This is a genomic window from Pseudomonas sp. 22085 (genome assembly GCF_052045815.1).
Lineage (GTDB): Bacteria > Pseudomonadota > Gammaproteobacteria > Pseudomonadales > Pseudomonadaceae > Aquipseudomonas > Aquipseudomonas glycinae.
This window is the reverse complement of the sequence record NZ_JBQEQA010000016.1, coordinates 114,810-127,098: the sequence shown is the minus strand read 5'-3', so window position 1 is coordinate 127,098 and position 12,289 is coordinate 114,810. Positions and strand designations below refer to the sequence as shown.

At 61.1% G+C, this 12,289-nt stretch carries 11 protein-coding genes and 1 riboswitch; of the genes, 7 read left to right on the top strand and 4 right to left on the bottom strand.

All coding sequences use genetic code 11. The annotated features are described in order from the left end of the window. The first annotated feature begins 58 nt into the window (after positions 1-58). The 3 genes from ACTJK7_RS20305 to ACTJK7_RS20295 are packed head-to-tail and all read left to right on the top strand — an operon-like array spanning position 59 to position 1,171. The gene (locus ACTJK7_RS20305; RefSeq protein ID WP_108563227.1) at positions 59-241 is read left to right on the top strand and encodes a CPXCG motif-containing cysteine-rich protein; all 183 of its coding nucleotides are present in this window, start codon (positions 59-61) and stop codon (positions 239-241) included. Positions 242-250: 9 nt separating this feature from the next. After that, positions 251-511, top strand: coding sequence for a putative signal transducing protein (locus tag ACTJK7_RS20300; protein WP_108563226.1), 261 nt, complete (start codon positions 251-253; stop codon positions 509-511). Positions 512-547: 36 nt separating this feature from the next. Further along, a complete protein-coding gene (locus ACTJK7_RS20295; protein ID WP_108563225.1) occupies positions 548-1,171 on the top strand; it encodes an SOS response-associated peptidase in 624 nt (207 codons plus the stop codon). 214 nt (positions 1,172-1,385) lie between these two features. Here the strand turns inward: ACTJK7_RS20295 and ACTJK7_RS20290 are convergent, their stop codons facing one another. Next, positions 1,386-3,527 (bottom strand): methyl-accepting chemotaxis protein, encoded by a 2,142-nt coding sequence (locus ACTJK7_RS20290; protein ID WP_440780758.1) that lies wholly within the window; start codon positions 3,525-3,527, stop codon positions 1,386-1,388. A gap of 263 nt (positions 3,528-3,790) precedes the next feature. Between ACTJK7_RS20290 and ACTJK7_RS20285 the strand changes: the two genes are divergently transcribed. Beyond that, positions 3,791-4,609, top strand: coding sequence for a M48 family metallopeptidase (locus ACTJK7_RS20285; RefSeq protein ID WP_011335892.1), 819 nt, complete (start codon positions 3,791-3,793; stop codon positions 4,607-4,609). A gap of 44 nt (positions 4,610-4,653) precedes the next feature. Here the strand turns inward: ACTJK7_RS20285 and ACTJK7_RS20280 are convergent, their stop codons facing one another. From ACTJK7_RS20280 to ACTJK7_RS20270, 3 genes are all read right to left on the bottom strand, one after another. After that, the gene (locus tag ACTJK7_RS20280) at positions 4,654-5,238 is read right to left on the bottom strand and encodes a TMEM165/GDT1 family protein (RefSeq protein WP_007956837.1); all 585 of its coding nucleotides are present in this window, start codon (positions 5,236-5,238) and stop codon (positions 4,654-4,656) included. A gap of 87 nt (positions 5,239-5,325) precedes the next feature. Continuing rightward, positions 5,326-5,450: riboswitch (yybP-ykoY riboswitch) on the bottom strand. A gap of 39 nt (positions 5,451-5,489) precedes the next feature. Beyond that, positions 5,490-6,488, bottom strand: a complete 999-nt coding sequence (locus ACTJK7_RS20275) for a class I SAM-dependent methyltransferase (RefSeq protein WP_108563223.1) — start codon at positions 6,486-6,488, stop codon at positions 5,490-5,492. A gap of 33 nt (positions 6,489-6,521) precedes the next feature. After that, on the bottom strand, positions 6,522-7,487 hold the full coding sequence (locus ACTJK7_RS20270) for a 2-hydroxyacid dehydrogenase (RefSeq protein WP_085655277.1): 966 nt from the start codon (positions 7,485-7,487) through the stop codon (positions 6,522-6,524). A 91-nt stretch (positions 7,488-7,578) separates the two neighbouring features. On the opposite strand from ACTJK7_RS20270, the gene ACTJK7_RS20265 reads away from it, so the two are divergent. The 3 genes from ACTJK7_RS20265 (at position 7,579) to ACTJK7_RS20255 (ending at position 12,273) form a co-directional block, all read left to right on the top strand. Further along, positions 7,579-8,208 carry a LysE family translocator gene (locus tag ACTJK7_RS20265; RefSeq protein ID WP_440780759.1) on the top strand — a complete coding sequence of 210 codons (630 nt, stop codon included), beginning with the start codon at positions 7,579-7,581 and terminating at the stop codon, positions 8,206-8,208. 156 nt (positions 8,209-8,364) lie between these two features. Further along, complete coding sequence (locus tag ACTJK7_RS20260) at positions 8,365-10,047, top strand: fatty acid--CoA ligase (protein WP_064383979.1); 1,683 nt, start codon at positions 8,365-8,367, stop codon at positions 10,045-10,047. 336 nt (positions 10,048-10,383) lie between these two features. After that, positions 10,384-12,273, top strand: coding sequence for a DUF1302 domain-containing protein (locus ACTJK7_RS20255; protein ID WP_064383978.1), 1,890 nt, complete (start codon positions 10,384-10,386; stop codon positions 12,271-12,273). The last annotated feature ends 16 nt before the right edge of the window (positions 12,274-12,289 follow it).

The window sequence follows — 12,289 nt, the reverse complement described above, 5'->3', positions numbered from 1 at the left end:
AAAAATAGCCCTGCAAATAGACCGGCGATTATACGCACAAGTCACCCGGGAGACCGCGATGCTGGAAAGCGCAGTATATGAATGTCCGTATTGTGGTGAAGAGGTCGAGACGACCGTGGATCTCTCCGCTGGCGACCACACCTATATCGAAGACTGTCAGGTGTGTTGTCGGCCGATCACGTTTGTTTTGCAGGTCCATGGAGAGGACTGGTTTCTGGAAGTCTTCAGCGAAAACGAGTGAGGCGCGCCCATGCAGCGAATCTACGAGCCGGAAAACCTGATGGAAGGCGAGATGCTCAAGGGCATGCTCGAAAGCGAGGGCATCGAGGCGCATCTGGTCGGGCGCGATCTGCTGGGCGGCACGGGGGAGTTGCCGATCTTCGGTTTGCTGGGCCTGTCGGTCGATAACGACCAGGCCGAATACGCCCGCGAGCTGATCCGTGCGTACAATGCCGCGCTGCCGCTGCCCGGCGATGAACCGGACAGTTATCCCGGGACGCTGGTCTGTTAGGCTGGCGTTCGTTTTGTTTGTGAGTCGTGCTGCCCCATGTGTGGACGTTATGCCCTGTTTCGCTGGAACCGCGATTTCGCGAGCCTGCCAGGTTTTCCTGCCGATCAGCAGGCGCAGTGGAACATTTCCCCCAACGATTCGGTGTTGATGCTGCGCGCCGAACCTGACGGCCAGCGCACGCTGGCCCGTGCCCGTTGGGGCCTGACGCCGCCGTGGCTGACCGACCTGTCACGCACGCCGGCCCACGCTCGGGCCGAAACCGTCGCCGAACAGCCGATGTTCCGTGAAGCCCTGCGTTTGCGGCGCTGTCTGCTGCCGGCCAACGGTTTCTACGAATGGCGCGGCAATGTGCGCAAACGGCCGTACTGGCTGACACCGGGGGAAGGTGCTTCGTTGTTTTTTGCGGCGATCTGGGAGGCGTATCCGGTGCAGGAGCAGGTTTGGCTGAGCACGGCGGTGATCACCCAGTCGGCGGCCAGTCAGCGCCGGCCGTTGATTCTCGATGAGGCGGGGCAGGCGGCATGGCTTGATCTCGAGACGCCGCTGCATGTCCTGCAAGGCCTGCTCGCCAGCGAGCCCGCTGCCTTGCGCGAGCGGGTGCTGGCGAATCTGGTCAATGATCCGAAGCTCAACGGGCCGGAGTGTCTGACTCCGGCCTAGCAGCAGATCAAGAGCCCCTCACCCTAGCCCTCCCGAAACGTCGGACCGCCCAGAGGGAGAGGGGACCGATTGGGGGATGCTTCAGTAATGTACTGACCTGCACGATTTGCTTTGAATCCATAATCGACTCGGTTTTTCAGGTCGATGGATAGCTCAAGACTGCTCGGTCGGCTCCCTCTCCCTCCGGGAGAGGGCTGGGGTGAGGGGGTGGCTCTTAAACCTTGAACTGGTTGATCAACCGCCGCTGCTGCTCCGCCAGTTTGGTCAGATCCGCACTCGCCGAACTCGACTCATCCGCGCCACCGGCCACTTCATTGGCCACCTGACCGATATTGATCACGTTGCGGTTGATGTCGTCGGCCACCGCGCTCTGTTCTTCGGCAGCGCTGGCGATCTGGGTGTTCATGTCGTTGATCACCGACACTGCCTGGGTGATGGTTTCCAGCGCTTCGGCCGCCTTCGCCGCGTGCTGCACACTTTCGTCGGTGCGGTTCTGGCTGTCTTCCATGACCCGCACTACATCGCGGGTGCCCTGTTGCAGTTGCTGGATCATGCTCTGAATTTCTTCGGTGGCCTTCTGGGTTTTCTGCGCCAGGTTGCGCACTTCATCGGCCACCACCGCGAAGCCGCGTCCTTGTTCACCCGCGCGGGCCGCTTCAATCGCCGCGTTGAGGGCCAGCAGGTTGGTCTGCTCGGCGATTCCGCGAATGGCGATCAGGATCGCGTTGATGTTTTCGCTGTCCTTGGCCAGCGTCTGCACCACGTCCACGGCCTTGCCGATTTCCACGGCCAGCACGCCAATCGAGTCGGAGGTGTCACGCACGATCTGCATGCCCTGACTGGCGGCCTGATCGGCATGGCTGGCGGCTTGTGCGGCCTGGGTCGCATTGCGCGCCACATCCTGCGCGGTGGCGGTCATTTCCTGCACAGCGGTGGCCACCTGATCGATCTCGGCCATCTGTTTCTGTATGCCGATATTGGTACGGATCGCGATGTCCGCCGTGTGCTCCGAGGAATCGCTGACGCTCTGCACCGACGACACCACCTGCGTGATCATCCCCTGCAACTTGGCGAGGAAGGTATTGAAGCCTTTGGCGATGGAGCCGAGTTCGTCGTTGCGATCACTGGTCAGGCGACGGGTCAGGTCGCCCTCGCCCTGGGCGATGTCATCGAGCATGGTCACCATTTGTTTGAGCGGACGGGCGATGCCGTGGCCCACCAGCCAGATCACCAGCAGGCCGAGGCCGGCAATGATCAGGCCGACCATGGCCATGCCGAAGGTGTCGGATTTGCGCTGGGCGTCGAGGTCGCCTTGGAGCTTTTGCAGATCGGCCATCACCGCGTCGAGCGGCAGTTGCAGCATCAGCGTCCAGCGTGCGTCGGTCTGGCCGATGCCGAACGGCAGGTACAACTCGATCCGGCCTTGCTCTTTATTGACGGTGTAAGTCACTTCGCCGCGCTTGAGATTGGCCATGTTGGCAATCTGCTGGGCGTCGAGGATGTCGCTGACCTTCTCGCCGAATTTGCTCGGGTCCTTGGTATAGGCGACGATCCGGCCGTTGCTGCCGATCAGGGCCATTTGCCCGGCGCCGCTGTAGAGTTTCTGGTTCGCGCCCAGGAGCATTTCCTGAATGAAGTTCACCGACAGGTCGGCCCCGACGATGCCCTGGAACGCGCCGTTGAGCATGATCGGTTCGATGAAGGAGGCGAGCATGACGATCTTGTCACCGACCTTGTACGGGGCCGGATCGATCACGCAGGATTTCCTGGTTTCTTTCGAGCACAGGTAATACTCGCTGGCGCGCACGCCGGTGGACAGGACTTTCTGGTCGTCGACGTCCACCAGTTTGTCCAGGCCCAGGGTGCCATCGTCGTTGCGGAACCACCACGGCAGGAAGCGCCCGTTGGCGGGATCGATCCCGACAACCTGAGTGCCGACGTAGGCCGCGTCATTGTGGTCCAGTGCGTTCTTTTCCCAGCCGATGTAGGTGCCGAGAATCTTCGGATTCTTCTCGACGTTTTCCTTGATCAGGCTGATCAGTTGCTCGCGGCTGACGTTCAGGCGTGGCTGGCCGTCGGCGCCCGGCGTGCCGAGCAGGGCGTTGACGCGTACCAGTCCGCCGGCGATCAACAGTGGCGCTTCCAGTTCGCGCTGGATCTGGCTGACCTGGGTCTGCGCCAGCGACGTCAGGCGCTGTTCGATGACTTGCTCGAACTGGGCCTGGGTCCGTTGCTGGACCATTTCCTGGGTGCGGGCACCGGAGAACAGCGCGTACAGCACCAACGCGGCGACTACGCTGAGCACGATGGCGCCGGCCAGGGCAGCCACGGAAAACTGGATCGACTTGAACTTCATGGGAGCTCCGCACGCGAGAGGACGTCTGCGCTGTTGTATCGGCAGCCACTATTGAGCCATGAGGTATAGAGAGAGTAATTGCAGCGCAATGTCGCAAATGGATCAGTGAGCGACGCAGTTGCAGCGGGCTTGTCGGTGGATATGAATGTTTTCCTACAGGTCAGAAGGAGGTCTTCTGAAATCAGGTGCAACACGTCCGTTGTATCTGGCGTCGATACCATTACCCGCCTAGGATACGCGGCAGGTTTTCAGGGAGCTTTTGAATGAACAAGACATTGGTTGTAAGTGCACTGAGCGCAGCGCTGTTGCTGGCCGGTTGTCAGTCGGTCAACACCACCAGCGGCGGTGCCGTGGGCGTCGAGCGCAAGCAGTACATGTTCAGCATGCTGTCCTCGCAAGAGGTCGACCAGATGTATGCCCAGTCCTATCAGAAGACCGTGGGCGAAGCATCCAGCAAAGGCGTGCTGGACAAGACCAGCAACGATGCCAAACGTGTTCAGGCGATTGCCAACCGCTTGATCGCTCAGGCGCCGAACTTCCGTCCGGATGCGGCGCAATGGCAGTGGGAAGTGAACCTGATCAAGAGCGACGAACTCAACGCCAACTGCGGGCCTGGCGGCAAGATCATTTTCTACACCGGTCTGATCGACAGCCTGAAACTCACCGACGATGAAATCGCCGCGGTCATGGGCCATGAAATCGCCCACGCCCTGCGCGAGCATGGTCGTGAAGCCATGTCCAAGGCTTATGGCATCGAAATGGCCAAGCAGGGCGCCGGTGCGTTGCTCGGCCTGGGTCAGGACAGCCTGGCGCTGGCCGACACCGTGGCCAACTACGGCATGACGCTGCCCAACAGCCGCGCCAACGAGAACGAGGCCGACCTGATCGGTCTGGAACTGGCCGCGCGTGCCGGGTACAACCCGAATGCCGCCATTACCCTGTGGAACAAGATGAGCAAGGCATCTGAAGGCGCCCCGCCGGAGTTCATGAGCACTCACCCGTCTTCCAGCAGCCGCACGGCTGCCTTGCAGGCGGCGATTCCGAAGGTCATGCCGCTTTACGAGAAAGCGCCCAAGTCCTGAAACAATGATCGCTCCCACACTGAGTGGGGGAGCGATCTGCCGGATCAAACCCAGCCGCTGCTCTGCATCGCCTTGTAGACCGCGACGATTGCCAGGATCAGGAACGCCGAGGCCGCCAGTCGACGGATCAGGGTCAGTGGCAGTTTCTCCGCTGCAAAATTACCCGCCAGTACCACCGGCACGTTGGCGATCAGCATGCCCGCCGTGGTGCCGATGATCACCAGCCACAGCTCCGGGTATTGCGCCGCCAGCATCACGGTAGCGATCTGGGTCTTGTCACCGATTTCCGCGAGGAAGAACGCAATCAGCGTGGTCAGGAATGGCCCGAACTTGCGGGCGGTGCTGGCTTCATCGTCATCCATCTTGTCCGGCACCAGCGTCCACAGGGCGGTGGCGGCGAAACTTGCGGCGAGAATCCAGTGCAGGACGGAATCGGAGAAGAAGCTGCCGAACCAGGCGCCGACCGCACCGGCTGCCGCGTGGTTGGCCAGGGTCGCAGCCACGATACCGGCGATGATCGGCCAGGGTTTGCGGAAGCGAGCGGCGAGAATCAGCGCGAGCAGTTGCGTCTTGTCGCCGATTTCGGCCAAGGCAACGATTGCGGTGGGAACGAGTAACGAGTCCAGCATCAGGATTTCCTAAGGGGCGGGTCGACACGGCTATGACACGTACAGCCTTCCCGCCCCGGGTAAGGTGTGCGTGTCATAGGTCTTGTCAAACCCTGCGATCCGTCTGGTGCGGACGCTTGGGTCGCATACGCCATGATCTGAGGATCAAGTATGTTGACGTATGCCGGACGAGCTTGGCGCTCGTGGGAGACTACTCCCCTAGGACGGAGCGGATTCTGCCTAGGCGCAATCCATTCGGCAAGTGCTAATTTTCAGCCGCGCTTGGCCCGGTAAATCCGGAAACCATTGCCTTCGGCCTTGATCGCGCAGACTCCGAGATGCTCCTCGATAAGCGGCTGGTACTTCAGGAAACTGTTGGCAACCAGACGAAGTTCTCCGCCGTTTTTCAGATGTTTTGCCGCTTTTCGCAGCAAGTTTTCGGTGGCGAAGTAATCGGTGTGCACGCCGACATGGAACGGTGGATTGCTCAGAATCGCGTTTAAACCCATCGGCGCGGCGTCGATGCCGTCACCGGTCAGCACCTCGGCTTCCAGACCGTTGGCTGCCAGCGTCAGCCGGCTGCTGGCGGCAGCGAAGGCATCAACGTCGAGCAACGTGACCTGATTGTGCGGGTAACGGCGCTTGACCGCCGCGCCAAGCACGCCGGCACCGCAACCGAAGTCCAGCAAATGACCGCTCGGCAGTTTGTCCAGGTGTTCCAGCAGCAGGGCGCTGCCGCGATCCAGTCGGCCATGGCTGAACACGCCCGGCAGGCTGATAACTTTCAACGGGCCTTCGGCCAGCGGCAGTTCGTAGGTTTGCGCCAGGCTTTCCAGCGGTTTGGCTTCAGGTGCGTTGGCCACCGTCACTTGCCACAGCTGACAGTGTCGTGCGCTGTCGAGCTTGCGCGGTTTGCCGAACGGGTTGAGCTGTTTGGAGGCGCCTTCGATGCCGCTGCGTTTTTCCCCGACCAGATACACCTCACGCCCGGCCAAGCGCGAAGCCACGGCATTGAGGATGTAATCGGTCAGGTCCTTGGCCTTGGGCAGGAACACCACGGCATTGGTGAATTCGCGCTCCGGCACGTTCACGCCAAAATGGCTACGCCCTTCGAAGCGCGCTTCGAGCGCAGCCTGATCGCCGGCATGCCAGCACCAGCCAAACGCCTCGGGCAGGCGCCCCAAAAGATCATCGGCAGGCAAACCGGCCAACAACACCGAACCCTGGAATAACTCGGCCTGACGAAGCAGTACTTCACTGCGCGGATCCATAACTGCTCCTGTGAAAAAAAGTGCCGCAGTTTATCAACTGACGACCCGCAGCGCCTTACCGCTGTAGAACGCCCGGGTGTTTTCCACCAGTTGGCCGACGATTCGCTGCCGCGCTTCGCGACTGCCCCAGGCGTTATGCGGGGTGACGATCAGGCGCGGGATGTCGGCGGCCAGCAGCGGATTGCCGTTGGTCGGTGGTTCGACGCTCAACACATCGGTGGCCGCGCCGCCGAGATGACCACTGCGCAGAGCATCGGCCAAGGCCTGTTCATCGATCAACCCGCCACGGGCGGTGTTGACCACGAAGGCGCCGGGTTTCATCGAAGCGAGTTCGCGGGCGCCGATGAAGTGCCGGGTGTGTTCGTTGAGCGGGCAGTGCAGGGTGAGGGCGTCGATTTGCGGCAGCAATTCTTCCAGTGGCAGGCGATCCGGACGGGCCGGGCGCCCCGGAATCTGCCCCAGCAACACGCGCATGCCGAAGGCTTCGGCCAGTCGCGCGACCGCGCCGCCGAGTTCGCCATGACCGAGCAAGCCAAGGGTTTTGCCTTCCAGCTCGACGATCGGGTAATCCAGCAGGCAGAACTGTTTTGCTTGCTGCCAGCGGCCTTGGCTGACGGCTTTTTGATAATCGGCCAGACGCGTGGCGAGGTTGAGCAACAGCATGATCGTGTGCTGCGCCACCGACGGCGTGCCGTAACCCTGACAGTTGCACACGGTGATGCCGTGGGCGCGGGCGGCGGCCAGATCGACGTTGTTGGTGCCGGTGGCGGTGATCAGGATCAGCTTCAGCTGTGGGTTGGCGGCCATGGCGGCGGCGTCGATCAGGACCTTGTTGCTGATCGCCACGGTCGCACCTTGCAGGCGTTCGGCAACCTGCGCAGGCAACGTCTGGGCGAACAGTTGCAGATCGCTGAAGCAGTCACGCAAAGGGCTCAGATCGAGATCGCCAAGATCCAGCGAAGGGTGATCGAGGAATACGGCGCGGTGGGCGTTCGTCATCAACTGTACCTGTCGTGCTTTGAAGGGAAGGCGTAATCTGCCGAGCCTACCAGATGAAACAACTCGTTACGCTTGGCCGAAAGGAGCCCCCATGTACTGGACCGAATTCTTGACCGTTGCCCTGATCCACCTGCTGGCCGTCGCCAGTCCCGGTCCTGATTTCGCCGTGGTGGTGCGCGAAAGCGTGACTCACGGGCGTCGTGCCGGAACCTGGACGGCGTTGGGCGTGGGCACGGCGATTTTTCTGCACGTCGGTTATTCGTTGCTGGGGATCGGGTTGATCGTTTCCCAATCGATCGTGCTGTTCAACGCCTTGAAATGGGCAGCCGCCGCGTACCTGCTGTACATCGGCTTCAAAGCCCTGCGCGCGCAACCGGCGAAAACCGTCGCCGATGATCTGCACAAAGCGGCCGGCGAGCGCACCGCACGTGGCGCGTTCACCTCGGGCTTTGTGACCAACGGTCTGAACCCGAAAGCCACGCTGTTCTTCCTGTCGCTGTTCACCGTGGTGATCAACCCGCACACCCCGCTGGCAGTCCAGGCCGGTTACGGGATCTATCTGGCTGTCGCGACCGCGACCTGGTTCTGCCTGGTGGCAATGTTGTTCAGCCAGCAGCGCGTGCGCGCCGGTTTCGCCCGTATGGGCCACTGGTTCGACCGCACCATGGGCGCGGTGCTGATCGCCATCGGCGTGAAACTCGCGTTCACCGAGATGCATTGATCCTGCGGTGACGTAACGGATTCCGGCAAATGCTGGCGCAAAGCTAGCATTTGTACGGCTCTGCAAATCATTCCTTTGGCTGATTTGGCTGACGTATAACGGTTCTAGAGTACGAAACTCCAACGCCAACACCGTGCAGTCAGAAAAGGGATTCTTATGTTGCAGACTCGCGTTATTCCGCCCGCCGAAGGGGCGTACCAGTATCCACTGCTGATTAAACGGCTGCTGATGTCGGGCGCCCGTTACGAGAAAACCCGCGAGATCATCTACCGTGACCAGCTGCGCTACAGCTACCCGACCCTGATCGAGCGTGTTGCGCGGTTGGCCAACGTGCTGACGGCGGCCGGCGTAAAGGCGGGTGACACCGTGGCGGTAATGGACTGGGACAGCCATCGCTACCTGGAGTGCATGTTTGCGATCCCGATGATCGGCGCGGTGATTCACACCATCAACGTGCGTCTGTCGCCGGAACAGATCCTCTACACCATGAACCACGCCGAGGACCGCTTCGTGCTGGTCAACAGCGAGTTCGTCGGGCTGTATCAGGCCATCGCGCCGCACCTGACCACGGTGGAGAAAACCCTGCTGCTGACCGATCTTCCGGAAAAAACCGCCGATCTGCCGAATCTGGTCGGCGAATACGAGCAATTGCTGGCGGCCGCCAGTCCCCAGTACGACTTCCAGGATTTCGACGAGAACTCGGTCGCCACCACGTTCTACACCACGGGCACCACCGGCAATCCGAAAGGTGTGTATTTCACCCATCGGCAACTGGTGCTGCACACCATGGGCGTGTCGACCATCATGGGCGCCATCGACAGTGTGCGGCTGCTGGGTACCAACGACGTGTACATGCCGATCACCCCGATGTTCCATGTGCATGCGTGGGGCTTGCCGTATGTGGCGACCATGCTCGGGCTCAAGCAGGTCTATCCGGGGCGTTACGACCCGGAGTTCCTGGTCGAGCTGTGGCGCAAGGAAAAGGTCACGTTCTCACATTGCGTGCCGACCATCCTGCAGATGGTGCTCAATGCCAAAGGCGCGCAGGGCACCGATTTCGGCGGCTGGAAAATCGTCATCGGCGGCAGTGCCCTCAATCGCACACTGTATGAAACAGCCAAGAGCAAGGGCATTCAACTGACGGCCGCTTACGGCATGTCGGAAACCGGGCCACTGGTTTCGTGCGCGCATCTGAACGACGAATTGATGGCAGGCACCGAAGACGAGCGCACCACTTACCGGATCAAGGCCGGCGTGCCGGGGCCATTGGTCGAAGCAGCCATCGTCGACACCGAGGGCAATTTCCTCCCAGCGGACGGCGAGACCCAGGGCGAACTGGTGCTGCGCGCACCGTGGCTGACCGAGGGCTACTTCAACGAACCGCAGAAGGGCGCCGAGCTGTGGGCCGGCGGCTGGCTGCACACCGGCGATGTGGCGACGCTCGACGCCATGGGTGTGATCGATATCCGCGACCGGATCAAGGACGTGATCAAGACCGGCGGCGAGTGGATCTCTTCGCTGGATCTCGAAGACCTGATCAGTCGACACGTCGCGGTACGTGAAGTAGCAGTGGTGGGGATAGCCGATCCGCAGTGGGGCGAGCGTCCGTTTGCCTTGCTGGTGGTGCGCGAAGGGCACGTTATAGGGGCGCGCGAGCTCAAGGAACACCTCAAGCCGTTCGTTGAACTGGGGCACTTGAGCAAGTGGGCGATCCCGAGCCAGATCGCGCTTGTTACTGAAATTCCCAAGACCAGTGTCGGCAAGCTCGACAAGAAGCGCATCCGCCTCGACATCACCGAATGGCAGGCCAACAACAGCACCTTCCTCTCGACGCTTTGAGCGTCCGCTGGCGCGCCGAAAACGGCGCGCCAGACCCACCAAGCAAGCGCTTGGCTTGTGAAATCCGAATTTTCAGCCATCCTTGCCGTGCCGACATGTGTCGGACTGGCGAAAGGACTGTTCCAGAGTGGCCGGCAGCTGCAAATCACACTTTAGAGGGATCAAGCAGTACCACCTGCTGGCTATAGTCCGCTCAAGGATTTTTAAGAACGGGGCACACGCACAAACGGGGCGATGCAACATTGAAGCGATTTCGGGAAGCCTCTGGCACCCGGTCCTTCAGGCGTTTTTAAAAGTACTCACTGCCATAACAATAATGCACATGGAGTAGCGTCGATGACCTCAGTAAACCAGTTCTGGCGCCGGGCAAAGCTGCCTCTGGCCGTCAGTCTTGCTTCTTCGCTCGCCGGGCCCGCATTCGGCGTCAGTTTCAACGTCGGTGAAATCGAAGGCCAGTTCGACTCCTCCCTGTCGATCGGTGCCAGTTGGTCCACCCAGAGCCCGAACAAGAACCTCATCGGCGTCAACAATGGCGGTCACGGTCTGTCCCAGACTTCCGACGACGGCCACGCCAACTTCAAGAGCGGCGAAACCTTCTCGAAGATCTTCAAGGGCATCCATGACCTTGAACTGAAATACGGCGACACCGGCGTGTTCGTCCGTGGCAAGTACTGGTACGACTTCGAACTGAAAGACGAGAGCCGCGAGTTCAAGGACATCAGCGACAGCAACCGCAAGGAAGGCGCCAAGTCTGCCGGCGGCCAGATCCTCGATGCCTTCGTCTACCACAACTACGCGATCGCCGATCAGCCGGGCTCCGTGCGTCTGGGCAAACAGGTGGTGAGCTGGGGTGAAAGTACCTTCATCGGTGGCGGCATCAACTCGATCAACCCGATCGACGTTTCCGCGTTCCGTCGCCCAGGCGCCGAGATCAAGGAAGGCCTGATCCCGGTCAACATGTTCTACGTGTCCCAGAGCCTGACCGACAACCTGTCGGCCGAAGCCTTCTATCAGCTGGAGTGGGACCAGACCGTCGTCGACAACTGCGGCACGTTCTTCTCCCAGCCGGACATTATTGCCGACGGCTGCACCGACAACTTGCGCGTACTCAACAAGCGCTCGCAGATCCCGGCCATTGCCCTGGGGCCATTGGCGGCCAACGGCGTCAACGTCAATGAAGAAGGTGTGCTGGTGCCGCGCGGCGCCGATCGCGATGCGCGCGACAGCGGCCAGTGGGGCGCGTCCCTCAAGTACATGTTCGAACCGCTGGACACCGAATTCGGTGCCTACTTCATGAATTACCACAGCCGTGCGCCGATCTTCAGTGCCACTGGCGCGCCGCAATCGGTCTACAACGGCGTAGCCGCATTGCCAGGTCCGTTTCAGGCACTCGGGCCGCTGCTGGTCGCGGGCAACTCGAAATACTTCGTCGAATACCCTGAAGACATCCGCCTCTACGGTCTGAGCTTCTCCACCACCTTGCCTACCGGTACGGCGTGGAGCGGTGAGATCAGCTATCGCCCGAATGCACCCGTGCAACTTAACTCCACCGACATCCTGTTCGCCGGTGTGCGTCCGCTGGGTGGCCCTTACGCCAATGCATCGCTGCTCAATGGCGTGCCGGGCCAGGATCTGCATGGCTACGAGCGCAAGGAAATCACTCAACTGCAAACCACCTTCACGCACTTCTTCGATCAGGTCATGGGCGCCAGCCGTCTGACCCTGGTGGGTGAAGTGGGCATGACTTACGTGGGCGGCCTCGAAAGCCGATCCGACAAGCGCTATGGCCGCGATCCGGTCTATGGCCCGGGCGAGCTGCCAGCCACCGGTACCACCAACACCTGCGTCAACATCCTCAACAACGGCACCATCAACGGCGCCGGACCAGGTTCGCCGCAGAACAACCGCAGCCGCAATTGCGACAACGACGGTTTCACCACGTCGATGTCCTGGGGCTACCGTGGCCGTGCGATCTGGGAATACAACGATGTGTTCGCCGGTGTGAACCTCAAGCCGAACGTGGCCTGGTCCCACGACGTCAGCGGCTACTCGCCAGGCCCTGGCGGCAACTTCGAGGAAGGTCGCAAGGCCGTCAGCCTGGGCGTCGATGCCGAGTATCAGAACACCTACACCGCGAGCCTGGCGTACACCAACTTCTTCGACGGCAAGTACACCACCGTGGATGACCGCGATTTCGTGGCGCTCAGCCTCGGCGTGAACTTCTAAGCACTGCATTTCAGGA